This window comes from Chelatococcus sp. CO-6, from assembly GCF_001271345.1.
GTDB classification, from domain to species: domain Bacteria; phylum Pseudomonadota; class Alphaproteobacteria; order Rhizobiales; family Beijerinckiaceae; genus Chelatococcus_A; species Chelatococcus_A caeni.
Genome location: NZ_CP012398.1, coordinates 2,445,820 through 2,469,049 on the forward strand (window position 1 = coordinate 2,445,820; position 23,230 = coordinate 2,469,049).

Consider the following 23,230-nt stretch of genomic DNA (forward strand, 5'->3'; position numbering starts at 1 on the left):
CATGTTTCTTGACAGGGGCCATGGCTGCATGGAACCTTTGCACACGGTTGCAAAGACAGACGCCGCGGAAACAGCGGCGCGCAAGGGGGAGGAAGACATGCGTTCCGGTTTTGTCGCCGTTGCGGCGGTTGCCGCTGCCGTCCAGTTCACGCCTGCGGCTGCGCTGGCCCAGGGCTCGCTCAATCTCATCTGCTCGGCTGACGTCGTCATCTGCGAACTGCTCGAGAACCGCTTCGAGAAGGAGACGGGCATCGACGTCAACATGGTGCGCATGTCCTCCGGCGAGGCCTATGCCAAGGTCCGCGCCGAGGCACGCAACCCGAAGACGGACGTCTGGTGGGCCGGCACGGGCGATCCGCACCTGCAGGCCGCCTCCGAGGGACTGACGCTCGAATACAAGTCGCCGCGCCTTCCCGAGCTGCAGACCTGGGCTGTCAAGCAGGCCGAGAGCGCTGATTACCGCACGGTCGGCGTCTATGCCGGCGCGCTCGGCTGGGGTTACAACGCCGACATTCTGGCGAAGAAAGGCCTGAAGGAGCCCCAATGCTGGGCCGACCTCCTCGATCCAGGCTTCAAGGGCGAGATCCAGGTGGCCAATCCCAATTCCTCGGGCACGGCCTATACGGCGCTCGCCACGCTCGTGCAGATCATGGGCGAGGAGAAGGCCTTCGACTATCTGAAGAAGCTCAACGCCAACGTCTCGCAATACACCAAGTCCGGCTCGGCGCCGGTGAAGGCCGCGGCGCGCGGCGAGACGACGGTCGGCATCGTCTTCATGCACGATGCCGTGGCGCAGGCGGTCGAGGGCTTCCCCGTGAAGGTCGTCGCCCCCTGCGAGGGCACGGGCTACGAGATCGGCTCCATGTCCATCGTCAAGGGTGCGCGCAACCTCGACAACGCTAAGAAGTGGTACGACTGGGTGCTGTCGCCGGAAGTGCAGTCGCAGATGAAGGAGGCAAAGTCCTTCCAGCTGCCGTCCAACAAGAATGCCGAGGTGCCGCCCGAGGCGCCGAAGTTCGAGGACGTCCGGCTCATCGACTACGACTTCAAGACTTACGGCGATCCGGAGAAGCGCAAGGCCCTGCTGCAGCGCTGGGACCGCGAGATCGGCACGCTGGCGAACTGAGCAGGGACTTGGCAGACGAGCGGCGTCTTGCATGGCCGTAACTCCCTCTCCCCGCTCGCGGGGAGAGGGTTGGGGCGAGGGGCAAGGGCTGACGCAAGCCCGAGCCCCCGCATTTGCGGAAACGGTTCTCCCTCACCCACCCCTCTCCCCGCAGGCCGGGAGAGGGGACGTGCCGCTCTTTTCCGCTCCGCCCCGCGCAGGGCCGCCCCATACGGAACCTCTCCAGTACGGAACCTCTCATGGAGCATCGCGACCGCAGAGTGGACATGGCGCTCGGCCTCGGCCTCGCCGGGTTCGTGCTCTTGCCCTGGTACAGGATCGACGAGGGGTTCTACGCCTTTCGCTGGCCGGCGCAGTTCCCCTTCGGCGCCGAGGAGGCGCCGGCCTTGGTGCAGATGGCGGCGCAGGGCCGCTGGTGGCTCGCCGTCGTCGCCGCGCTGCTCCTTGCCGCAGCCGCTGTCCGCTTCGCCGCTCCGGCCGTGTCGCGCGGACGCCTGCTCGTCGCTCTCGGCGCGGCCGGCATGGCCTTCCTCGTCCTGCAGGGCTTCGCCATCACCTTCGGCGGCTGGAGCTGGGACATCGGCGAGGCGCTCTTCGGGCCGCTCGCCACCGGCCAGCCGGCCATGGGCGCCGGTGCCGTCCTCGTGGGGCTCACCTTCCTCTTCCTGTTCTCGGCGGGGCTCGCCGAGCAGGGCGTGATGAAGGGCGATTTCTTCGTCATCGCCGCCATCGCTCTTCTCGTCGCCCTCGTCGCCGTCTTCGTGTTCTATCCGGTGCTGAGCATGTTCGTCGGCTCGGTGCAGGACTTCGACGGCTCCTTCGAGCCCTCGGGCTTCATGCGCAACATCCGGGATCCGGCCATCTGGAGCCTCGATTGCGTCATCGGGGGAGGGCGTTGCGGCGTCGCCTGGCGCACGCTGTGGCTGGCGCTGATGACGGCCACCGGCTCGACCGTCCTCGGCCTCGCCTTCGCGCTCGTCGCCACGCGCACGCGCTTCCCCTTCAAGAAGGGCCTGCGGCTGCTGACCGTGCTGCCGATCATCACGCCGCCCTTCGTCATCGGCCTCGCGCTCATCCTGCTCTTCGGCCGCGCCGGCGTCGTGACGACCTTCCTCTCCGACCTCTTCGGCGTCGAGCCGGGGCGCTGGCTCTACGGCCTCACCGGCATCTGGATCGCCCAGATGCTCTCCTTCACCCCGATCTCGTTCCTCGTCCTCATCGGCGTCGTCGAGGGCGTCAGCCCCTCCATGGAGGAGGCGTCGCAGACCCTGCGCGCCGACCGCTGGCGCACCTTCTGGCACGTCTCGCTGCCGCTCATGAAGCCGGGCCTCGCCAACGCCTTCCTCATCGGCTTCATCGAGAGCATGGCCGATTTCGGCAATCCGCTGGTGCTCGGCGGCAGCCACGGCGTGCTCTCCACCGAGATCTTCTTCGCCGTCGTCGGCGCGCAGACCGACCCCTCCCGGGCGGCCGTGCTCGCCATCGTCCTGCTCTGCTTCACGCTGTCGGCCTTCCTGGCGCAGCGGCTGTGGCTCACGGGCAGGAACTTCGCCACCGTCACCGGCAAGGGCGACGGCGGCGTGCATCCGGCGCTGCCGCGGCCGCTCGCCATCGGCGTCAATGCGCTCGTCATCCCGTGGACCGCGTTCACCCTCGTCGTCTACGGCATGATTCTCGTCGGCGGCTTCGTGAACACCTGGGGCCTCGACAATTCGCTGACGTTCGCCCATTTCGAGCGCGCCTTCTCCTTCGCCTTCCGTGACGGCTCCATCGCCTGGACGGGCGTCGCCTGGGATTCGTTCTGGACGACGATGATGATCGCGCTCGTCGCGGCGCCCCTGACGGCTGCGGTCGGCCTCTTGACGGCCTATCTCATCGTCCGCCAGCGCTTCGTCGGCCGCAACGTCTTCGAATTCGCGCTGATGATGAGCTTCGCCATCCCCGGCACGGTCATCGGCATCAGCTACATCATGGCCTTCAACCTGCCGCCGCTGGAGATGACGGGCACGGCCCTCATCCTCATCGCCTGCTTCGTCTTCCGCAACATGCCGGTGGGCGTGCGCGGCGGCGTCGCGGCCATGACGCAGATCGACGCGAGCCTCGACGAGGCCTCGCTCACGCTGCGCGCCTCGAGCTGGCGCACCATCCGCCACGTGGTGCTGCCGCTGCTGCGGCCCGCCATCGTCGCGGCGCTCGTCTATTCCTTCGTGCGGGCGATCACCTCCATCAGCGCCGTCGTGTTCCTCGTCAGCGCCAAGTACAACATGGCCACCGCCTATATCGTCGGCCTTGTCGAGAACGGGGAATACGGCGTCGCCATCGCCTATTCCTCCATGCTGATCGTGGTCATGCTCGTCGTCATCGCCGGCTTCCAGCTCGCCGTCGGCGAGCGGCGCCTGCGGCGCGAGACGCGCATCGCCGCCCCGGCCGCGGTCCGTCCGCTGCCGGCGGAGACAATCAAGGAGAAAATCGCATGAACGGGTTGAAGACCGGCTCGGTCGTCTTCGAGCACGTTCGCAAGACCTTCGGCACCTTCACGGCGATCCACGACCTGTCGCTGACGATCGAGCCGGGCACGCTCGTCACGCTGCTCGGCCCCTCGGGCTGTGGCAAGACGACCACGCTGCGCATGCTCGCCGGGCTCGAGCACCCGACCGACGGGCGCATCCTCATCGGCGGCAAGGACGTGACCATGCTGCCGGCGAACGAGCGCGACGTGTCCATGGTCTTCCAGTCCTATGCGCTCTTCCCGCACATGACGGTCATCGAGAACGTCGCCTACGGCCTCGAATCCTCGGGTCTTCGGAAGGCGGAGGCGCGCGAGAAGGCCGAGGCGGGGCTCGCCCTCGTCGGCCTCGCCGGCTTCGGCGCTCGCCTGCCGGCCGAGCTCTCCGGCGGGCAGCAGCAGCGCGTCGCAGTGGCACGCGCCCTCGTGCTGGAGCCGCAGGTGCTGCTCCTCGACGAGCCCCTGTCGAACCTCGATGCGCGCCTGCGCCGGCGCGTGCGCACCGAGATCCGCGAGCTGCAGCAGCGCCTCGGCTTCACGGCCGTCTATGTGACGCACGATCAGGAGGAGGCGCTCGCCGTCTCCGATCGCATCGTCGTCATGGTCGAGGGCCGCATCGCGCAGGAGGGGCCGCCGCGGGCGCTCTACGAATCGCCCGCCTCCTCCTTCATCGCCGACTTCATGGGCGAGGCGAATGTCGTGCCCTGCGAGGTCGTCGGCGTCGAGGGAGCCGAGGCCGTGGTGCGGCTCGGCGCCCTCGAGCATCGCGTGCCGGGCCGCGCGGCCCGGCCGGGGCCGGCCAAACTCGCCATCCGGCCCAATGCCATCCGCCTCGCCCCGGCAGACGACGGCGGGCTCAAGGGCCTCGTGCGCCATGCGGCCTATCTCGGCGACCACGTCGAATATGAGGTGGAGACGGAGGTCGGAACGCTCTATGTCGTCGATCCGGACGTGGAGCGGAGCCTTGCCGCGACGACGCCGGTCGCGATCGGGCTCCACAACCGCGGGGTCGCCATCATCACCGCGTGAAGGTGCTACGCGCCCTTCACGAGACAACGAGGACATCCATGACAGTCGATGCCGCAGACGTCGAGGCGCGCCTGGCGCTCGCCCGCACGCTCGCCCGCGATGCGGGGGCCGTGGCACTAGCCTATTTCAATGCGCGCGAGACGCTGGTCGTCGAGGCCAAGGCCAACCCGCAGGATGTCGTCTCCATCGCCGACAGGCGGGTCGAGGAGATGCTGCGCGCCCGCATCGCCGAGGCCCATCCCGGTGACGGCGTGCTCGGCGAGGAATACGGCCTCACCGAGGGCACGTCCGGCTTCACCTGGGTGCTCGACCCCATCGACGGCACCAGCCCCTTCGTCAACGGCATGCCCAACTGGTGCGTCTCGATCGCCGTGCTCGCCGGCGACGAACCGGTGGTCGGCGTCATCTTCGCGCCCTGCGTGGATGAGCTCTACGCGGCAGGCAAGGGGCAGGGCGCGACGCTCAACGAGGCGCCCATGCACGTGTCCACCGGGCGTTCCCTGCGCGACGGCGTCGTCGGCCTCGGCGCCAATCACCACGTCGCGCCGGCCGAGTTCGCCGGCATTGTCGAGCGCCTGCTCGGCATGGGCGGCAACTTCATCCGCAACGGCTCGGGCGCGCTCATGCTGGCCTATGTCGCGGCGGGGCGCCTTGTCGGCTACTACGAGCCCTACATGCACGCCTGGGATTGCCTCGCCGGCTACTGCCTCGTCGCCGAGGCGGGCGGGGCGCTGCTGCCGTTCCCGGCGGCCGGCGAGGGCCTGACGCGCGGCGCGCCCGTGATGGCCGCCGCGCCCGGCGCCGTCGCCGAGCTCAGCCGGATCGCCGGCCTGCCGCGGGCGGCCTGAAGGCTCAATACCGCGCGATATGCGCGAGCGCCCGCGTGATCGGCTCGGGCCCGACGCTCTGCTGGCCCCGGAAGGGATAGTCCAGGATGACGAGCAGAGCGACGAGCAGGGCGATCGCCGCGGCATAGCCGGCCTTCGGCACCACGAGGTTCCAGTCGAAGCGGAAGAGGAGCGCCTCGGCGGCAAGCAGCACGATGAGGCTGCCGAGAACCTGCCAGAAGATGGTGGGCAGCCCCGTCGTCGCCGCGTTGAGGCGCAACGCCCGGATATCCACGAGCTCGTCCGCCGCGTCGTCGACCGACTCGCGTGTCGCGGCCTCCACGTCCGTCCATTGATGCACGGCGTGGATGCGGTCGATGAGGTCGTGAAACAGCGCCTGCGTCTCGGCGCTCTCGCGTCCGTTCTTCAGGGCCGGCCACTCCTGCGTGACGACGGACTGGCCGTAGGCGGCGAGCGCGGCGCGAATCGGTGCCGCCTCCGCGCCGAGCCTCCGCAGCGCGCGGTCGAGCTGCGTGATCTCGGTGGCTTCACGCAGGACGAGCGTCTCGGCCTCCCGGTAGCGGTTGATCGCCTGCAGCAGCGTGAAGGCCGTGAAGATGGCGATGACCGGGCCGATGAGCTTGAAGGCGTCGAGCGCGAAGCCGGCCCGAGCCGTCGCCTGCTCCTGCTTCAGGAGGCGCGTGCCGATAAGGGGCAGCAGGACCGATGCGGTGACGGCCACCCCGACGAAGACGATGGCGAGAACGCTGTTGGAGAAGCGATAGATCACGTCAGTGAAAGGCATCGCGGGCGCTCCGGCCGTCGTCGCTCGCGATACTTTGCGCCAATCGCCTGTGCGGCACCATAGTTCCCCCGGCGACTCAGTTGATGAGAGCGCCCAGCTTCTCGCGCAGATCGCTGAAGATCTCGCGGATTCGCTGCCGGGTGATGGTCGAGGCCTCGGCCGCCCGGTCGAGCTGGTAGCTGCGGGCCTGCTGCTCGGCCCGGTAATGGACCTCGTCGAGGCGCGCCTCGATCAGGTCGAGCAGCCGCGAAGGGTCGCCGCCCTGGGTTCTCAGGGCGTGGGCGAGGGCCTCGACCGTCTCCAGCAGGGCTGCGGTGACGAAGCCCTCGGCCATGACGGCTGGCGGGATGGGTGGTTCGCGCAAGAGCTGCACTCCTTGCTACGTCGGACGTCGGCGCTGTTCGCCCGGTGCCGGTGTCGTCCCTCGCAAGCGAAGGATCCCGGCGCCCGTTTCCCGCTGCGCGGGGGCGAGCCGTACGAGAGGTGGTGTGACCGCGGAAAAGCCTAGGCGCCAGCGGTCGATCGTCCGGCCGGACAATGCCGGCCTTTCTGCACCGTTCATGGCCGGCGGGCGCTTGCCCGGGCCTTGAGCCGTCGCATTCGGCCACGCGCACCGGCGTGCGTCCCATGCCGCCGCGAGACGGCGGAGCATGCCTGATCGGTATGAGCTTCCTGCCTCATGATGCGATCCCCCCTGATCGCAGTTGCCGCGCCACCCCTGCGTTCCGCATCAAAGTGGCGATCGATCTTCACGCGTATCAGATGAACCTTGCCTGAAGGCATCGGCCGCCCGCTTCCTCGGGCAGGAGCACCGAGCCGATGCCGCAGACAGGGCGATGAGGCCGGCGGCACGGCCGCCGGCCTCATCGTCGTGCCTCGCAGGTCAGGCGACGAGCAGGCTGCTCTCGAGCGTTGCCTTGTCGATGCCGAAGATGGCGATCTGCGTGCCGTTGTGGTCGAAATAGACCCCACCGTCCGTGTCGGCGAAGAAGGAGGCGGCTTCGGCCACACTCGTGAAGCCGAATCCCTGCAGGCTCACGGAGTCGATCTCGCCGCCCACGTTGAAGTCCATGACCCGGCTGAGGCCCTCGTCCGGCCGGAAGACGAAGGTGTCGTGCCCGGCTCCGCCGAACAGCCAGTCGTCGCCCGCCCCGCCGGCGAGCACGTCGTCGCCGTCGCCACCGATCAGCGTGTCGTCGCCATTGCCACCCTCGAGCGTGTCGTTGCCGGCGCTGCCGTAGAGCTCGTCGTTGCCGTCACCGCCGGAGAGGAAGTCGTCGCCGTCGTGGCCGTCCATGGTGTCATTGCCACCTTCACCGAGCAGGGTGTCGTTGCCCGCTTCGCCGAAGACGAGGTCGTCGCCGTCACCGGCCGCTACATGATCGTTGCCTTCGCCGCCGAGGAGCGTATCCCTGCCGGCCCCGCCGATGAGGCTGTCGTCGCCATCTCCACCGTCGAGCCAGTCGTCGCCGTCGCCGCCGTCGAGGGTGTCGTTGCCGCTGCCGCCGTGGATGGTGTCGTTGCCGGCCTCACCGTAGACCTGATCGTCATCTTCCTCCGACGAGATGAGGTCGTCGCCCCCGCCGCCGTAGATGATCTCATTGCCGATGCTGCCGAAGATGGTGTCGTTGCCGTCGTCGCCGAGGATGGTGTCGTTGCCGGCCCCACCGCTCAAATGATCCTCATAGGGCGTGCCGACGAGAAGGTCGTTCTCGGGCGTGCCGATGACGGCATTGGCGAGGTCGAAGTCGCCCGGCACGAAGGCATCGACGGTGGTGTTCCTGACGGTCAGGGTCCGTCCGGGGCCGAAGGTGAAGACGGTGTCGCTGCCCACCTGCTGGGCGGTGGCCATGATGTCGGCGAAGGTGGTGAGGCCGGTTGCCGAGAGATCGATGACGTCGCGGTTGCCCGCCACGCGCGAGAAGTCGGTGATCGTGTCCGCGCCGGAGCTATAGATGAACCGGTCGTTGCCCGTCCCGCCGGTGAGCGTGTCGTCGCCCTGGCCTCCGGAGAGCGTGTCGTCGCCCTGGTCGCCGGAGAGGCTGTCGTTGCCGTCGCCGCCATCAAGGCTGTCGTTGAAGTCGCCGCCGTTGAGCGTGTCGTTGCCGGCCCCGCCCCAGAGCGTGTCATGGCCGCCCCCGCCGTCGATGCTGTCGTTGCCGTCACCGCCGTGGATGGTGTCGTCACCGGTGCCGCCGGTCATGGTGTCGTCTCCGGCAGTTCCGGTGCCCGAGCCGGCGATGTTGACCAGCAGCATCTCGGGCGTGAACTGGGCCTTGGTGAAGTTCTTCACCAGCACCGTCGTGTTCTCGTTGATGGTGAAGAGCACGTCGCCGTTCTGCTCGGTGGCGATCGCCATCAGCGCGTCGAAGGTGGTGTAGCCCCAGTTCCGGAGGTCGAGATAGTCTTCGGCCGTGAAATCCTCGATGACGACGTGGCTGCCGCTATTGGTGGGAGGAGATCCGCCATGCCACTGCCCGAGATTGAGGAACACGTCACGGCCTGCCCCGCCGATCAGGGTATCGGTGCCACCGCTGCCAGCAAGCACATCGTTGCCGGCGCCGCCGGTCAATATTTCATCATCCGTGCCGCCGACGAGGAAAACCTCTTCGGAGTTTTGTATCGGCGAGAAGCCGAATGCTTCGGGAGCGATATCATTGATATTGACTCGATACAAGCTGATGCCGGATCCAATATAAATGCTGGTGGCGTGCCAGCCGGTATGGTCTGCCCAGTGCTGTGAGAGGGCAAGAAGATGATTATAGCTCGTTATATTTGCTTTTATATCTAATCTATCGTAATTCCCTGCCTCGTAGGACAGGTCCCTGATATCGGCGCCGCCGGCCCGAGGATCGAAGACAAACGTATCGTTCCCGGCGCCGCCGGTCAGCTGGTTGTATCCTCCGCCGCCATCGAGCGTGTCGTCGCCGTTCCCGCCGTTGAGGACATCGTCTCCCTCTCCGCCGAGCAGCAGATCGTTGCCGTCGCCGCCATTGAGCGTGTCGTTGCCGGCCCCGCCCCAGAGCGTGTCGTGGCCGCCCCCGCCGTCGATGCTGTCGTTGCCGTCACCGCCGTCGATCGTGTCGTCGCCGGTTCCGCCGGTCATGGTGTCGTCTCCGGCAGTTCCGGTGCCCGAGCCGGCGACGTTGACCAGCAGCATCTCGGGTGTGAACTGGGCTTTGGTGAAGTTCTTCACCAGCACCGTCATTTCATCGATGGTGAAGAGCACGTCGCCGTTCTGCTCCGTGGCAGTCGCCATCAACGCGTCGAAGGTGGTGTACCCCCAGTAGCGCAGGTCGAGATAGTCCTCGGCCGTGAAATCCTCGATGACGATGTGGCCGCCGCGATTGAGGAAGACGTCGCGTCCGTCTCCGCCGACGAGGGTATCGGTGCCATGATGGCCGACCAGCACGTCATCGCCGTCGCCGCCGCTCAGGATCTCGTCCCCTGTGCCGCCCCGCAGGTAGACCGAGCCGGGGCGTCCTTCCGACGAGAAGCCGAACACCTCCGGGGCAATGTGCTCGATGTACTTATGGTAGAAACTCAGGCCTTCGCCGATGTGAATCGTGGTTGATGTCCAGCCTGTGGGATCCCAATAATTGACCGCGAGCGCCTTCAGGTGATTGTAGCTCAGCACGGGCGCCTGGATGTTGACCCTGTCGTAATTGCCCGCCTCATAGGAAATGTCCTTGATCTCGACGGAGCCCGACAGCGGATCGAAGACGAACGTATCGTTCCCCGCGCCGCCCGTCAGCTCGTTGGCCCCCGCGCCGCCGTCGAGGGTATCGTCGCCGGCGCCGCCGTTGAGCGTGTCGTTGCCGCCGTGGCCATAGAGGATATCGTCGCCGTCCGTCCCGTCCAGGCTGTCGTCGCCTTCACCGCCATGGAATACGAGGCCGGGGATGGCCGAGCTCAGGGCATGGACATGCCCGTCGTCGGGGCTGCTCGATGCCGGGGGCGCGTCGCCATCGCCCGGCGTGTCTTCGTAGCCAGCCTGATTCACCGCGACCTCGACGAGGTCGTCGCCATCATTTGCCATATCAATTCTCCGGTAAATGAAAGAAATAAGGTCAGCCGCCAGACGAAAATGGTTGTCCGATGATTGGTTCCGATGGCCTGCGATGGCTGCGGGGCCTGCCGGTCTTTGCGGCGGCCCCGGATCGCTGGTTCTGAATTTATGCGGCGGGGATTGACATGGGAATCGCTTGCACATGCGTTTTGCATGCATATCGCGCCCATATCTTATACGTCTTAAATTATATTAAGATTTTCATTATCGCGCGTGGTTATGGGGCCGATCCATCATCAGAACAGATGGTGCGAATACGCTGGGCCGTTGCCGGCGCTGCCGGCCGGCAGCGACTGCGGCAATGTCGGCGGGCGTATGGCCGCGAGCCGGTTGCTCCTCTGCGCCTTCAGCCGCGGGCGCATGCTTCCTTCGCGCCTGCGCCTGCCCCGAGGTCCGGTGCCGATGACAGCTATCCTTCTGCGGCGTCCCGCCGCCCTTGGCGATACAGACGAGCCCGTTGCCTTCTGCGGCGCTGCACAATAGATTAGAAGAATTCCAATCTTAGGGGCGATCATCGATGCTTTCCAGGGTTTTCGGCTTCGGGCGCCGCTCCTTCGATTCGCTTTCCGAACAGGAAATCCTGGCGCTCGCCATCTCCTCGGAGGAGGACGACGGGCGTATCTATCTTGCCTATGCGGACGGGCTGCGCGAGGCCTTTCCCCAGTCGGCCAAGGTCTTCGAGGAGATGGCGCGGGAGGAGGACCGGCACCGGCAGGCGCTCATCGATCTCTACCGGACCCGGTTCGGCGATCGCATCCCGCTGCTGCGCCGCGAGCATGTGAGGGGCTATTACGAGCGCAAGCCGGACTGGCTGGTGCGCCCCCTCGGCATCGACAAGGTGCGCCAGCAGGCGGAGGAGATGGAGGCGCAGGCGCACCGCTTTTACGTGGAGGCAGCCAAGCGCGCCGGCGACGCCTCGACCCGCAAGCTGCTCGGCGATCTGGCGGCGGCCGAGCAGGTTCACGAAAGCCTCGCCAGGCGGCTCGGCCTCGCCCACGCACCGGAAAGCGTTCAGGAGGAGGAGCGGCAGAGCGAGCGCCGCCAGTTCATCCTGACCTTCGTCCAGCCGGGCCTCGCCGGGCTGATGGACGGCTCCGTCTCGACACTGGCGCCGATTTTCGCCGCCGCCTTCGCCACTCAGGACACCTGGCAGACCTTCCTCGTCGGCCTCTCGGCCTCTGTCGGCGCCGGCATCTCCATGGGCTTCACCGAGGCAGCCCACGACGACGGCAAGCTCTCGGGCCGCGGCTCACCCGTCAAGCGCGGGCTCGCGTCAGGCATCATGACCGCCATCGGCGGGCTCGGCCATGCCTTGCCCTATCTCATTCCATCGTTCTGGACGGCGACGATGATCGCCGTGGCCGTGGTCTTCGTCGAGCTGTGGGCCATCGCCTTCATCCAGAACCGCTACATGGAGACCCCGTTCCTGCGCGCGGCCTTCCAGGTGGTGCTCGGCGGCAGCCTCGTCTTCGCCGCGGGCGTCCTGATCGGCAACGCCTGACGTCCCGCCGAAAGGCGGCAGAGCGTCGAAAGGGGCTGCGTCAGGATCTGGTGCTGCCGGAGAGGATTGAACTCTCGACCTCTCCCTTACCAAGGGAGTGCTCTACCACTGAGCTACGGCAGCGAGGCCCCTGAGGGGGCGAAAGCGCGCGGACACTGCCACAAGGGGGGCGTCGGCGCAAGCCGGGTCGGCGCGGCATTTTCGTCCGGGCCGACAGCCTGTGGATCGTCGCCTGCGGCCGGCCGTCAGGCGGCCGCTGCGCGGTCGACGAAGGGTAGCTTCAGCACCTTCCACACGGCGACGAGCGAATCGGTGAGATGCTCGATCATGGCCGCGTCGTGGAAGGGCGTCGGCGTGACGCGCAGGCGCTCGGTGCCGCGGGCCACGGTCGGATAGTTGATGGGCTGCACATAGATGCCGTGCTCGGCGAGCAGCATGTCGCTCGCCTGCTTGGCGCGCTCGGGATCGCCCACCATCACCGGCACGATATGCGTCGGGCCGGGCTTGACCGGGAGGCCCGCGGCCGCCAGCGCGGCCTTGGTCAGGGCGACCTGCCGGCGGTGGTGCTGGCGCTCCTCGCCGCTCTCCATCAGGTGCCGCACCGAGGCGGTTGCCGCCGCGGCCACGGCCGGCGGCAGGGCCGTCGTGAAGATGAAGCCATGGGCGTGCGAGCGCACCGCGTCGATGATGTTGCGCCGCGCCGCGATATAGCCGCCGACGCAGCCGAAGCCCTTGGCGAGCGTCGCCTCGATCACGTCGAGGCGGTGGAGGGCGTCCACCTCCTCGGCATAGCCCGCGCCGCGCGCGCCGTAGAGGCCGGCCGCATGCACCTCGTCGATATAGGTCATGGCGCCGTAGCGCTCGGCGAGATCGCAGATGGCGTGGATCGGGGAGACGTCCCCGTCCATCGAATAGACGCTCTCGAAGACGATGAGCTTGGGCCGGGTCTTGCCCGCCTGGCGCAGCAGGTCCTCGAGATGCTCGAGGTCGTTGTGGCGGAAGATGACCTTTTCGGCGCCGGAGCGGCGCACGCCCTCGATCATGGAATTGTGGTTCTGCGCATCCGAGAGGATGAGGCAGTCCGGCAGCAGCTTGGCGATGGTGGCGATGCCGGTCTCGTTGGAGACATAGCCCGAGGTGAAGACGAGCGCGGCATCCTTGCGGTGCAGCTCGGCGAGGGCGCGCTCGAGGCCGACGATCGGGGCGCTGTTGCCGGCGATGTTGCGCGTGCCGCCGGCGCCGGCGCCCATGCGCTGCGCCGTCGTGACCATGGCGTCGATCACCTGCGGATGGCGACCCATGCCGAGATAGTCGTTGGTGCACCACACCACGACGTCCCGCGGCCCCTCGTCGCTGTGCCAGACGGCCCGCGGAAACCGCTCCGCGTCGCGCTCGATGGTGATGAAGACGCGATAGCGACGCTCCTTGTGCAGAAGGCCGAGCGCTTCGTCGAAATAGCTGTCGTAGTCCATGATCGCATCCGTCTGCCGCCGTGGCGGGCAGACCAAGTTTGGAACTGGTCCAGTGAACAACCGGAACCGCGCCGGGGCAAGCGGTTCTCGTCGCGTGTTCGTTTATATTGCTCTCGTTCCATAGTGCGTCCGGCTGCACAATGGGCCGCATCGCCGCAGTGCGGCGGCGCACCGCGCGCTTTGCGACGGCCCCTGCACCATCGCCTGCGTGGAGGAGGGGAAACCGGCGCTTGTCCTCGGGGCCGATGCCCGCTATCGATCAACCTTCGAGGAACCCAAGTCTTCGACGAGCATGTCGCACGCACCGCCTCCCGACAGGAAGGAGCGCCTTGCCGCAGCGCTGCGGGAGAACCTGAAGCGGCGCAAGCGGCAGATGCGCGAGCGCGCGGCCGAACCGCGCGGCGAGGCGCCGCATGGCACGAAAGAGCCGGCGCCGGGCGCTGGCCCAGACACGAAGGACTGATCGCCGGCGCCTCCGCCACGGGCCCCGGTCAATCAAGGAACGACACATGGATCGCATTCGCATCGTGGGCGGCCACAAGCTCGGCGGCGTCATTCCCATTTCCGGCGCCAAGAATGCGGCCCTGCCGCTGATGATCGCGAGCCTCCTGACAGACGAGACGCTGGAACTGCACAATGTGCCGCGGCTCGCGGATGTGTCGCTTCTGCTGCGCATCCTCTCCAACCACGGCGTCGATCACGGCATCGCCGGCAAGCGCCCGGGCCAGACGAGCGAGACCGGCCAGTCCATCCGCCTGCGTGCCCGCGACATCATCGACACCTGCGCGCCCTACGAGCTCGTCTCCAAGATGCGGGCGAGCTTCTGGGTCATCGCGCCGCTTCTGGCCCGCAAGGGGGAGGCCCGGGTGTCGCTGCCCGGCGGCTGCGCCATCGGCACCCGGCCCGTCGACTTGCTGCTCATGGCGCTGGAGAAGCTGGGCGCCGAGGTGGAGATCGACGGCGGCTATGCGGTCACGCGGGCGCCGAAGGGCCTCCGGGGGGCCGAGTTCGCCTTTCCCAAGGTGACGGTGGGCGGCACCCATATCGCCCTCATGGCCGCCAGCCTCGCCCACGGCACCAGCGTCATCGACAATGCCGCGCGCGAACCGGAGGTGGTCGATCTCGCCGACTGCCTCGTCAAGATGGGCGCGCGCATCAGTGGCGCCGGCACCTCGCGCGTCGTCGTCGAGGGCGTGGCGCGGCTCGGCGGCGCCGAGCACAATGTCCTGCCGGACCGGATCGAGACCGGCACCTATGCCATGGCCGTCGCCATGACGGGCGGCGACGTGCTGCTCGAGGGCGCGCGGCCGGAGCTGCTGCAGGCGGCCCTCGACGTGCTGTCGGGCGCCGGGGTCGACATCTCCTCGACCAACGAGGGCGTGCGCGTGCGTCGCAACGGTGCCGCCATCGAGGCGGTCAACGTCACGACGGAGCCGTTCCCCGGCTTCCCGACGGACCTGCAGGCCCAGCTCATGGCGCTGATGACGCGCGGCAAGGGCACGAGCCGCATCCGCGAGACGATCTTCGAGAACCGCTTCATGCACGTGCAGGAACTGGCCCGCCTCGGCGCCCGTATCCGCCTCGACGGCGACACCGCCTATGTCGACGGCGTCGCGCGGCTCAAGGGCGCCCCCGTCATGGCGACGGACCTGCGCGCCTCCGTCTCCCTCGTCATCGCCGCGCTCGCCGCGGAAGGCGAGACGATGGTCAACCGCGTCTATCACCTCGACCGCGGCTTCGAGGCGCTGGAGAGCAAGCTCGGCCGCTGCGGCGCCGAAATTGAGCGCATCTCGGGCTGAAAACGCAAAGACCCGGCACCGGGCCGGGTCCTCGTCGACGGTCCTCAGATAAGCCTTGCGGCGCCCTCAGTAGCCGATGGCGCCGCGCTTTTCGCCGAAGCCGGGAATGAAGCAGCGGCAGGGCGTATTACGCGGCGCGCGGAAGCCGGCATTGCACTGCCCGCGTGAGGTGACGCACACGCTGCCGTAGCGCTCGCCGCGCGGGCGGGGGCGCTCCCAGCCACCGCGGTCCCAGCCGTCGTCGCGCCAGTTGCGCGGCGGCGGGCGCCGCGGGCGCCAATCGTCGTAGTCATCCTCATAAGGCCGTTGGCCCCAGCCGTAGGGTTGGGCCGAGGCCGGCGGTGGAGTGATCAGCATCAGCGCCGCGACGGCGGCGAGCGCAATCAGAACGATCCTCGTCATCATCGTCTCATCCAGGCGCCGCTCGCGGCCTTCGGCCGCTTGTGTCTCGGCGCGTCCTCATCAAATAGCACCATGGAAGCTGAACGCTTCATGAAGGCGAATGGTTTCCTCGGCTGCTGCCCCCGCCGGGTTTCTCCGGCAGATCGGTTGTCAGCAGCGGGCGGCGCCGATAACAACAGGGGCGGGACGCCAGTTGGGGCAACCCGGTCGGTCGTGGAGCCGTTGGAGATGGAGCCGTTGAAGCTCGTCGCGCTCGATGGGCAGGACCTCGCGGTCCTCTCGGCCCATGTGCAGGACGCCGTCGTGCGCGCACGCGATCTCGTCTACCTGCCGCGCGAGCGGCGCTTTGCCCTGGAGCTGCGGCGCTACGACTGGCAGGCGATGCCGGGCGAGCCGCCGCGCCGGCGCCTGTCGGCCCTGCACTTCGAGCGGGTGATGGCCGCCCGCATCCGGGCCGTCGCGCCGGGGGATTCGGATGCCGTGCTCAGCCTCCTGGCCGTCACCTTCGACGAACGCGATGCGCCGGGCGGCACCGTGACGCTGCATTTCTCCGGGGGAGGGGCCATCGCGCTCGATGTCGAGTGCATCGAGGCGCAGCTGATGGACCTCGGCCCGGCCTGGGAGGCGATCAGCCGCCCGCACCATCCCCTTGACGAGAACGACGAAAGGCAGGCCTGACGATGGCGCTGAGGATCGACAGTCGCGCCCCCGGTTTCGAGGAGGCCCTCGCGCGCCTGCTCGCGATGAAGCGGGAGGTGTCGCAGGACGTCGACGAGGCCGTGCGCGCCATCATCGCCGACGTGGCGGCCCGGGGCGATGCCGCCGTCATCGACTATACGCGCCGCTTCGACGGTCTCGCGCTGACGTCCGGGACGCTGCGCATCGCGCCGTCGGAGATCGAGGAGGCGCTTGCCCGGTGCGATGCCAAGACGCTCGCGGCGCTCGAGACGGCCAAGGCCCGAATCGAGGCATTCCATCGGCGCCAGCGCCCCGAGGACCTTGCCTTCACGGATGATCTCGGCGTCACCCTCGGCTGGCGCTGGACGGCCGTCGAGGCGGTCGGGCTCTATGTGCCTGGCGGCACGGCGAGCTACCCCTCCTCCGTATTGATGAACGCCGTGCCGGCCAAGGTCGCCGGCGTGCCGCGCATCGTCATGGCGGTGCCGTCGCCGCGGGGCGAGCTCAATCCGCTCGTGCTCGCGGCCGCGCATCTTGCCGGCGTCGACGAGGTCTACCGCATCGGCGGCGCGCAGGCCGTGGCGGCGCTCGCCCTCGGCACGGCGACCATCGCGCCCGTCGCCAAGATCGTCGGGCCGGGCAACGCCTATGTGGCGGCCGCCAAGCGCCGCGTCTTCGGCACGGTCGGCATCGACATGATCGCGGGTCCGTCCGAGGTGCTGGTGCTTGCCGACGGCTCCGCCAATCCGGCCTGGATCGCGGCCGACCTTCTTGCCCAGGCGGAGCACGACACCGCCGCGCAGTCGGTGCTGATCACCGACGACGCCGCGCTCGCCGATGCGGTCGAGCGAGCGGTGGAGGCCCAGCTCAAGACCCTGCCGCGCGCGGACATCGCCGGGGCGAGCTGGCGCGACTTCGGCGCCGTGATCGTCGTCGGGCGCCTCGCCGAGGCGCTCCCCATCGTCGACCGCTTCGCCCCGGAGCATCTCGAGATCATGGCCGAGGATGCCGACAGCCTGGCGGCCGGGGTGCGCAATGCCGGCGCCATCTTCCTCGGCGGCCACACGCCGGAGGCCATCGGCGACTATGTCGGCGGCTCCAACCACGTCCTGCCCACGGCCCGCTCGGCCCGCTTCTCGTCCGGGCTCGGCGTGCTCGACTTCATGAAGCGCACCTCGATCCTGCGCTGCGGCCCGGAGGGCCTCAGGGCGCTCGCGCCGGCGGCGATCGCGCTCGGCGAGGCCGAGGGCCTCGACGCGCATGCCCACTCGGTCGCCATCAGGCTCAACCGGTAAGAGTGGAGGAGCCCTTGAGCCCAGCCGAGCCGACGAAGCGCTGCACGCTGTCCGCCGTCACGCTCGACGAGGGCTCGCTCGGCCGCGGCAATCCGGACCAGGAGCACGAGCGCGCCATCGCCATCTGGGACATCCTGGAGCGCAACCATTTCGCCGTGCCGGGCCACGACGGCGGGCCCTATGCGCTGCATGTGGCCCTGGTCGAGAAGAAGCTGACGCTCGACGTGCGCAACAGCGGCGCCGAGCCGGTCGTGACCCACTTCCTCTCGCTGACGCCGTTCCGCCGTGTCATCAAGGACTACGAACTCGTCTGCGAGAGCTATTACGCGGCCATCCGCACCGCTTCGCCGACGCAGATCGAGGCCATCGACATGGGGCGCCGCGGCCTGCACGACGAGGCCGCCGAGCTGCTGCGCGAGCGCCTCGCCGGCAAGATCGAGGTGGATTTCGACACCGCGCGCCGGCTCTTCACCCTCATCTTCGCGCTGCACTGGAAGGGCTAGGGCCATGGCGCCCGAGGCCGATGGCAGACGCAGCGTGCAGTCCGTCCTCTTCATGTGCGCCCATAATGCGGTGCGCTCGCCCATGGCGGAGGGCATCGCGCGGCATTATTTCGGCGCGTCGATCTATGTCGCCTCGGCGGGCGTGCGGCCCGACGAGCTCGACCCCTTCGCCGTGGCGGTGATGGAGGAGATCGGCATCGACGTCGCGCGCCATCGGCCGCAGACGCTGGAAGATCTCGAGGATGCCGGCTTCGACCTCATCGTCACCTTGTCGCCGGAGGCGCACCATCGCGCGCTGGAGCTGACGCGCACCCTCGCGGTCGACGTGGAATACTGGCCGACGCTCGATGCGACGGTCGTCCACGGCGCGCGCGAGCAGCGCCTCGAGGCCTATCGCGGCGTTCGTGACGGCCTCGTCGAGCGCATCCGGCAACGCTTCACCCGCCGCTGACGCCAGCAAAAAGGCCGGCGTCGCCGCCGGCCTCTGCAGATGTCGCTCGTTGCCCGTCAGTTAGCGAGTCGCGGGGCTGCGGTTGAAGCGCGTCACCACGAGGCCGATGGCCACGACGATCGCCGCGCCGACGACGGCCGCCAGATAGTGCAGGGTCTTGGTGACGCCGCCGATCTGCTCGATCACCCAGGGGTCGGCGACGAGCATCTCGCCCGCGATCCAGCCCAGCAGCGCCGCACCCGCCCACACGAAGATCGGGAACCGCTCGATGAGGGCCATGATCAGCGTCGAGCCGATGACGATGAGCGGGATGGAGAACAGCAGGCCGAAGGTGAACAGCCAGACGTTGCCGTGCGAGGCGGCGGAGATGGCGAGCACGTTGTCGAGGCTCATCACCGCATCGGCGATGGCGATCGTGCGCACGGCCTCCCACAGGCTGCCGCTCTCCTTCACCTCGTGACCGTCGTCGTCGCCCTGAATGAGCTTGACCGCGATCCAGAACAGCAGCGCGCCGCCGACTATCTTGAGGAAGGGCAGGGCGAGCAGCTGGGAAATGATGAGGGCGAAGAGAATGCGCAGCGCAATCGCCGTGCCGGCGCCGAGGACGACGCCGAGGCGCCGCTGGTTGTCGGGCAGCGACCGGCAGGCGAGCGCGATCACCACCGCATTGTCGCCGGACAGGAGAATGTCGATCCAGATGATCTGGACGATCGCGATCAATGTCTGTGCATCTAGGGCCATAACGTTAACAGCTCTTGGGTCTGAAGGAGCGCCGGGCGCTCCGGAGGCGGGCCGAAGCTGCCGCAGAACTGCGCCGGCACGCCGTCGGGCCATCTCTTAGCGCGCGCGTGCCGCGCGATCGTCGTCAACTTATTTCATAATCCGGGGACATAATCGCTATAATGCGGCACCCGGCCGGGGCCGATGGTCGCAGTGCTGCGCCGGCCGATTCGGCGCCGGGTGGGGCGCCTTTGGTCGGTGCGCGGCCGTTGGCGCGCGGGGGATGGATTGTAGCAAGCGATGGATCTGCGCCAGCTCAAATGCTTCGTCGCCGTCGCGGAGGAGCTGCATTTCGGCAAGGCGGCGGAGCGCATGGGATTAGCGCCGCCGGCCCTGTCGCGCCAGGTGCGGGCGCTCGAGGAGGAGCTTGGCGCCGACCTCCTCACGCGCACGACGCGGAGCGTGAACCTGACCCGCGCCGGGCTGCTGCTGCTCGATGAGGCCAAGGCGATTCTCGCCCGGGCCGAGCATGCGGCGCGGCATGTGCGCGAAGCAGCGAGCTCGACCAGCAAGGTCCTGCGCATCGGCGCCATCGACGGCGCGTCGGCGAGTTTCCTGCCGCGCATCATGACGGAGTTCCGCCAGCGCCATCCTGGGGCGCACATCCAGTTCACCGAGGCGATGACGGCGCCCCAGCTGCAGATGCTCGACGCCGGCAAGCTCGACCTGTGCCTCGTGCGCCCACCCCGGCGCCAGGTGGACTGCGCCTTCGAGATCCTGCGCGTCGAGATGCCGCTCGTCGTCATGCCGGCGGCCCACCCCCTCGCGGGCCGTGACGCCATTATGATGCACGACCTGGTCGGCGAGCCCTTCATCGTGCCGTCGCGCCGGGTGCGTCCTTACGCTTACGATCTGGTGATGCGCTATTTCGACAGCGTCGGCACGGTGCCCAACGTGGTGCAGGAGGTCACCGAGAAGCCGGCGGTGTTCGCGGCGGTCGCCGCCGGCATCGGCCTGGCGCTCGCGCCGGACTGGACGGCGGCGATGAACTGGCCGGGCGTGACGACCCGCCGCCTCAAGGGCCTGCTGCTCGACCCGCCGCCCGACGGCGCCCTCGTCGGCGTGGCGTGGCGTCCGCATCAGCGACTCACGGCGCGGGACGCCTTCCTCGATCTCCTGCGCGAGCGCGTCAGCCTGACAGGCGACGACAGGACGGTTCCGTTCCGGCACCTGCCGCGCGTCAGGCGTCGGGCAAGAAAGGCCTGATCGGCAGGAAGCGCGTCAGGGAGTGTCGACGTCAGCGGCACCGCCCGGAGCGATCCTGAACATCCCTTTCAAAAAACGACGAGGCGCCATGGAACCGATGGCGGCTCTTCGCGTTTCATCCCAAGGCCGGGGCAGCTTGCGCACGCCCGCATCACGGTTGCACCACGGGGCGAAGCTGACCATAGGTTGTTCTAATGATGAGCAATAGACGATGATAGGTATCTATTCTTTGTGTTGCATCAATGTCGCATGACTTTGCTCGTGTGATGCTAGATCTATGTCATGCTTGACTCTTTCCGGCGGCTTCACGAGTCTAGCTTCGGCGTGAGATGATGGTCCGTTCGGGCCAGCGCGACAGGAACAGGTTTCGTTCAAAGAGGTGCCTCAGATGAAGAATCTCCTGCGACTATCGGCGGCGGCGGCGGCATTGGCGCTCTCCGGCGCCGTGGCCTTTGCGGCCGATCTTCCGTCTCGTACCTATACGCCGCCGGCCGAGCCGCTGCCGCCGGTCTTCACCTGGACGGGCTTCTATGTCGGTGTGAACGCCGGCTACGGCTTCTCCGACTCGGGCAATACCCGCTATGTGGGCGACGCCCTTTATCTTGATTCAGTCGGTGTTGGTGACCTTCCCGGTAGCCTCTCTCTCAAGTCCGAAGGCTTCCTCGGCGGTGCCCAGGTCGGCTACAACTACCAGTTCGGGGCGTTCGTGGTCGGTCTCGAAGCCGATATCCAGTACGCCGACATGAGCGACACCGGCACCTCCTTCGCCGCGGCGGGCTTTGCCGAGGGCAAGAAGGAGCTCGAGTGGTTCGGCACGCTGCGCGCCCGGCTCGGCTTCGCCGCGATGGATCGCCTGCTCATCTTCGCCACCGGCGGTCTGATCTACGGCGACACCAAGCTGACGCACAGCGTCTTCGACACCACGGGTGCCCTGCTCGCCGTCGGCAGCAAGTCCGACACGCAGGCGGGCTGGACCATCGGTGGCGGCCTCGAATATGCCTTCACCAACAACCTGACGGCGAAGGCCGAGTACCTCTACTACGACCTCGGCGACACGACGGCGATTGCGCCGAACGTCGTCGATCCTACGACAGTTGCCGTGCTCAAGGCCAAGAACCGCGGCAGCATCGTGCGCGTCGGTCTCAACTACAAGTTCGACACGTTCTGAGGTTCTCCCGGACGGACCGTCGAACGGACCTGCAACGCCCGGCTCCTGGCCGGGCGTTGTTTTTTTGTGCGGACCGCGAAGACGGACGAAACCCGGCATTCGAGGAACGCCGGGCTTTTTCAAGGCCGCATGCAGCCCGGGGAGAGGGCAGGGCCGGTGCGTCACTCGCGCCGCAGTTCCCACAGGGCCGCGATCTCGGTCGGCCGCAGCTTGCGGCCGCTCGCCGTGTCGGCCCAGGCGAGTTCGCGATTGCCCGGGTTCTGCGTCATGGCGAAGGCAACCGCGTCCTCCAGCGAGGGGAAGTCGATGACGTGATCGGGATCCGTCAGATGCGGGCTCGAGCGGTAATGGAGACGCGCCGTGTCCTGCATGTTCGCTTGCATCGCTGTCCTCCTGTCGGTTGAGGGTTGCTCCTGCACTTCGTCAACAAAAGCGCGACCAGCCGCATCTGCACAGAAGCGGGCTTTGATCGTTTCAACGAGATGGGGGCGTCGTGGTTCCGGTGCAATGGTTCGCCACGCGGGCATCGGGCGCTGGCTGCGGCATTTCGGTCGTTGCGAAGAGCGAATTCAGTCGTTAAGTTATTGAAAGACAACGTAATTTTGAATCGTTCCAAACTGGCTCGATGATCGTCTGCTCCTGTAACGTCCTCACTGACAAGCAGATCCTCGAAACGCTGCAGAGCGAGGCCCCGGGGGCCCCGCGCTCGCCGGCGCAGGCTTACCGCTGTCTCGGTTGCAGTCCCGAGTGCGGGCGGTGCCTCGTCACCGTGCGGCGCCTCCTGCAGGCCGCGCGCGTGGACGCCTGCGACATCGGTTGCCCCGGCTGTCCCGGCGCCGTCGAGCACGCGGCGCACGCGCCTGCCGCCGACAACGTGGTGCCGTTCGACAGCGGTCCGCATGTGGCCCCGGGCGACGAGGAACCCGCCGAGGCGCCCGCCCTCCCGCTCATCGCCGCCGAATAGCGGCTTCTCCCGCAATGGTGTATGTCGTTGGAACCGAGCCCGGGCCCTTGATGCGTCCGGGCTTTAGTTTATAATGATTCTAAACTCGATTTTCTCAACGACGTGGAGTGGAGCGATGAAGGGTGACGCCAAGGTCATCGAATATCTCAACCGCGGTCTGCGCAGCGAGCTGACGGCGGTCAATCAATATTGGCTCCACTACCGCATGCTCGACAACTGGGGCTTGAAGGACCTCGCCAAGAAGTGGCGCGAGGAATCCATCGAGGAGATGCACCACGCGGACAAGTTCATCGACCGCATCCTGTTCCTCGAGGGCCATCCGAACCTGCAGGTTCTCGATCCGCTGCGCATCGGCCAGTCCGTGCAGGAGGTGATCGAGTGCGACCTCGCCGCAGAGGTCGAGGCGCGCGCCCTCTATCAGGAGGCAGCCACCTATTGCCGTTCGGTCAAGGACTATCCCTCGAAGGACCTGTTCGAGGAGCTGATGGCTGACGAGGAGGGGCACATCGACTTCCTTGAGACGCAGCTCGACCTCATCGGCAAGCTCGGCGAGCAGCTCTACAGCCAGCACCACATCGGCAAGCTCGAGGACTGAGCTCCCGGCCCCCGGGCTCCTTGAGGCCGCCGGTCCATGCCGGCGGCCTTGCCA

At 67.7% G+C, this 23,230-nt stretch carries 22 protein-coding genes and 1 tRNA gene; 15 read left to right on the plus strand and 8 right to left on the minus strand.

Annotation, left to right across the window (positions count from 1 at the left end; translation table 11 throughout):
- Positions 1 to 97 precede the first annotated feature (97 nt).
- From AL346_RS11470 to AL346_RS11485, 4 genes are all read left to right on the plus strand, one after another.
- Entirely contained in the window at positions 98 to 1,126 is a 1,029-nt protein-coding gene (locus AL346_RS11470; protein ID WP_019401404.1) for an ABC transporter substrate-binding protein, read from the plus strand.
- Positions 1,127 to 1,365: 239 nt separating this feature from the next.
- Positions 1,366 to 3,603, plus strand: a complete 2,238-nt coding sequence (locus AL346_RS11475) for an iron ABC transporter permease (RefSeq protein WP_019401403.1) — start codon at positions 1,366 to 1,368, stop codon at positions 3,601 to 3,603.
- Positions 3,600 to 4,661: an ABC transporter ATP-binding protein gene (locus tag AL346_RS11480; RefSeq protein WP_019401402.1), complete on the plus strand. Its 1,062-nt coding sequence runs from the start codon at positions 3,600 to 3,602 to the stop codon at positions 4,659 to 4,661. The genes AL346_RS11475 and AL346_RS11480 overlap by 4 nt, the downstream gene beginning before the upstream one ends.
- Before the next feature lie 38 nt (positions 4,662 to 4,699).
- Positions 4,700 to 5,509 carry an inositol monophosphatase family protein gene (locus tag AL346_RS11485; protein ID WP_019401401.1) on the plus strand — a complete coding sequence of 270 codons (810 nt, stop codon included), beginning with the start codon at positions 4,700 to 4,702 and terminating at the stop codon, positions 5,507 to 5,509.
- A 4-nt stretch (positions 5,510 to 5,513) separates the two neighbouring features.
- Here the strand turns inward: AL346_RS11485 and AL346_RS11490 are convergent, their stop codons facing one another.
- The 3 genes from AL346_RS11490 to AL346_RS25890 all read right to left on the minus strand — a co-directional run bounded on the left by AL346_RS11490 (position 5,514) and on the right by AL346_RS25890 (position 10,506).
- A complete protein-coding gene (locus tag AL346_RS11490) occupies positions 5,514 to 6,293 on the minus strand; it encodes a DUF4239 domain-containing protein (protein ID WP_053193679.1) in 780 nt (259 codons plus the stop codon).
- A gap of 76 nt (positions 6,294 to 6,369) precedes the next feature.
- Positions 6,370 to 6,657, minus strand: a complete 288-nt coding sequence (locus AL346_RS11495; protein WP_156332738.1) for a hypothetical protein — start codon at positions 6,655 to 6,657, stop codon at positions 6,370 to 6,372.
- 519 nt (positions 6,658 to 7,176) lie between these two features.
- Positions 7,177 to 10,506 (minus strand): hypothetical protein, encoded by a 3,330-nt coding sequence (locus tag AL346_RS25890; protein ID WP_305728450.1) that lies wholly within the window; start codon positions 10,504 to 10,506, stop codon positions 7,177 to 7,179.
- Positions 10,507 to 10,879: 373 nt separating this feature from the next.
- Between AL346_RS25890 and mbfA the strand changes: the two genes are divergently transcribed.
- The gene (mbfA, locus tag AL346_RS11505; RefSeq protein ID WP_019401986.1) at positions 10,880 to 11,863 is read left to right on the plus strand and encodes an iron exporter MbfA; all 984 of its coding nucleotides are present in this window, start codon (positions 10,880 to 10,882) and stop codon (positions 11,861 to 11,863) included.
- Between the two features lie 48 nt (positions 11,864 to 11,911).
- Here mbfA and AL346_RS11510 read toward each other — a convergent pair.
- Together AL346_RS11510 and hemA are read right to left on the minus strand one after the other, a co-directional pair.
- A tRNA-Thr gene (locus AL346_RS11510) sits at positions 11,912 to 11,986 on the minus strand.
- 122 nt (positions 11,987 to 12,108) lie between these two features.
- The gene (gene hemA, locus AL346_RS11515; RefSeq protein ID WP_019401987.1) at positions 12,109 to 13,335 is read right to left on the minus strand and encodes a 5-aminolevulinate synthase; all 1,227 of its coding nucleotides are present in this window, start codon (positions 13,333 to 13,335) and stop codon (positions 12,109 to 12,111) included.
- Between the two features lie 208 nt (positions 13,336 to 13,543).
- Here hemA and AL346_RS25030 point away from each other — a divergent pair, with 208 nt between their 5' ends.
- Positions 13,544 to 13,798: a hypothetical protein gene (locus AL346_RS25030; protein ID WP_156332739.1), complete on the plus strand. Its 255-nt coding sequence runs from the start codon at positions 13,544 to 13,546 to the stop codon at positions 13,796 to 13,798.
- Positions 13,799 to 13,844: 46 nt separating this feature from the next.
- Positions 13,845 to 15,134 carry a UDP-N-acetylglucosamine 1-carboxyvinyltransferase gene (murA, locus tag AL346_RS11520; protein ID WP_019401989.1) on the plus strand — a complete coding sequence of 430 codons (1,290 nt, stop codon included), beginning with the start codon at positions 13,845 to 13,847 and terminating at the stop codon, positions 15,132 to 15,134.
- 66 nt (positions 15,135 to 15,200) lie between these two features.
- Here the strand turns inward: murA and AL346_RS11525 are convergent, their stop codons facing one another.
- Positions 15,201 to 15,536 carry a hypothetical protein gene (locus tag AL346_RS11525; protein WP_040404279.1) on the minus strand — a complete coding sequence of 112 codons (336 nt, stop codon included), beginning with the start codon at positions 15,534 to 15,536 and terminating at the stop codon, positions 15,201 to 15,203.
- Positions 15,537 to 15,764: 228 nt separating this feature from the next.
- Here AL346_RS11525 and AL346_RS11530 point away from each other — a divergent pair, with 228 nt between their 5' ends.
- From AL346_RS11530 to AL346_RS11545, 4 genes are read left to right on the plus strand one after another with little or no spacing between them, the layout of a single operon-like run.
- Positions 15,765 to 16,214 (plus strand): DUF2948 family protein, encoded by a 450-nt coding sequence (locus AL346_RS11530; protein WP_019401991.1) that lies wholly within the window; start codon positions 15,765 to 15,767, stop codon positions 16,212 to 16,214.
- 2 nt (positions 16,215 to 16,216) lie between these two features.
- Positions 16,217 to 17,509 (plus strand): histidinol dehydrogenase, encoded by a 1,293-nt coding sequence (hisD, locus tag AL346_RS11535; protein ID WP_019401992.1) that lies wholly within the window; start codon positions 16,217 to 16,219, stop codon positions 17,507 to 17,509.
- 14 nt (positions 17,510 to 17,523) lie between these two features.
- Entirely contained in the window at positions 17,524 to 18,012 is a 489-nt protein-coding gene (locus AL346_RS11540) for a UPF0262 family protein (RefSeq protein ID WP_019401993.1), read from the plus strand.
- Between the two features lie 4 nt (positions 18,013 to 18,016).
- Complete coding sequence (locus AL346_RS11545) at positions 18,017 to 18,463, plus strand: low molecular weight phosphatase family protein (protein ID WP_019401994.1); 447 nt, start codon at positions 18,017 to 18,019, stop codon at positions 18,461 to 18,463.
- Between the two features lie 60 nt (positions 18,464 to 18,523).
- Here the strand turns inward: AL346_RS11545 and AL346_RS11550 are convergent, their stop codons facing one another.
- Complete coding sequence (locus AL346_RS11550) at positions 18,524 to 19,204, minus strand: TerC family protein (RefSeq protein WP_026015108.1); 681 nt, start codon at positions 19,202 to 19,204, stop codon at positions 18,524 to 18,526.
- 279 nt (positions 19,205 to 19,483) lie between these two features.
- Between AL346_RS11550 and AL346_RS11555 the strand changes: the two genes are divergently transcribed.
- Both AL346_RS11555 and AL346_RS11560 read left to right on the plus strand, forming a co-directional pair.
- Positions 19,484 to 20,449, plus strand: a complete 966-nt coding sequence (locus AL346_RS11555) for a LysR family transcriptional regulator (RefSeq protein ID WP_019401996.1) — start codon at positions 19,484 to 19,486, stop codon at positions 20,447 to 20,449.
- Positions 20,450 to 20,837: 388 nt separating this feature from the next.
- On the plus strand, positions 20,838 to 21,617 hold the full coding sequence (locus tag AL346_RS11560) for an outer membrane protein (protein WP_019401997.1): 780 nt from the start codon (positions 20,838 to 20,840) through the stop codon (positions 21,615 to 21,617).
- Between the two features lie 161 nt (positions 21,618 to 21,778).
- On the opposite strand, the gene AL346_RS11565 is transcribed toward AL346_RS11560, so the two are convergent.
- Complete coding sequence (locus AL346_RS11565) at positions 21,779 to 22,000, minus strand: hypothetical protein (protein ID WP_019401998.1); 222 nt, start codon at positions 21,998 to 22,000, stop codon at positions 21,779 to 21,781.
- Between the two features lie 242 nt (positions 22,001 to 22,242).
- Here AL346_RS11565 and AL346_RS11570 point away from each other — a divergent pair, with 242 nt between their 5' ends.
- Positions 22,243 to 22,581: a bacterioferritin-associated ferredoxin gene (locus AL346_RS11570; protein ID WP_019401999.1), complete on the plus strand. Its 339-nt coding sequence runs from the start codon at positions 22,243 to 22,245 to the stop codon at positions 22,579 to 22,581.
- A gap of 115 nt (positions 22,582 to 22,696) precedes the next feature.
- A complete protein-coding gene (bfr, locus tag AL346_RS11575; protein ID WP_019402000.1) occupies positions 22,697 to 23,176 on the plus strand; it encodes a bacterioferritin in 480 nt (159 codons plus the stop codon).
- Positions 23,177 to 23,230: the final 54 nt, after the last annotated feature.